This is a genomic window from Acinetobacter sp. I-MWF (genome assembly GCF_025433935.1).
Taxonomy (GTDB): domain Bacteria; phylum Pseudomonadota; class Gammaproteobacteria; order Pseudomonadales; family Moraxellaceae; genus Acinetobacter; species Acinetobacter guillouiae.
Genome location: NZ_JAMBAR010000081.1, coordinates 1 through 468 on the forward strand (window position 1 = coordinate 1; position 468 = coordinate 468).

Consider the following 468-nt stretch of genomic DNA (forward strand, 5'->3'; position numbering starts at 1 on the left):
AAGCGATCAACCGGCGCTCTACACTGTACCGGTACAGTTGCCAGGGCACTGCCGGGGGGATATTCAAGATATCTGATCCGGTTCTGCAGCTCACAAGGCCGCTAGAACTATAAAAAAGACAACAGTAAGAGTGGAGCACTATGAATAAGGCTACTAAGCAGATTTCCAAACTGTTTGCCGCTATGGTCCTGGCCGGGGTTGCCAGCCATTCGTTCGCAGCCGACACCATCAAGATCGGCATCGCCGGGCCTAAAACCGGTCCTGTCACGCAATATGGCGACATGCAGTTCATGGGTGCCAAGCAAGCGATCGCCGACATCAACGCCAAGGGCGGCGTCGATGGCAAAATGCTCGAAGCCAAGGAATACGACGACGCCTGCGATCCCAAGCAAGCCGTGGCCGTCGCCAACAAAGTGGTCAACGACGGCGTCAAGTTCGTGGTCGGTCACCTCTGCTCCAGCTCCACTC

Annotated in this window: 1 protein-coding gene; it reads left to right on the forward strand. The window is 56.0% G+C overall.

The window, feature by feature from the left end:
• Nucleotides 1-140: 140 nt before the first annotated feature.
• On the forward strand, nt 141-468 hold a 328-nt coding region (locus M2R48_RS21490), incomplete at its 3' end, for an ABC transporter substrate-binding protein (RefSeq protein WP_315972871.1).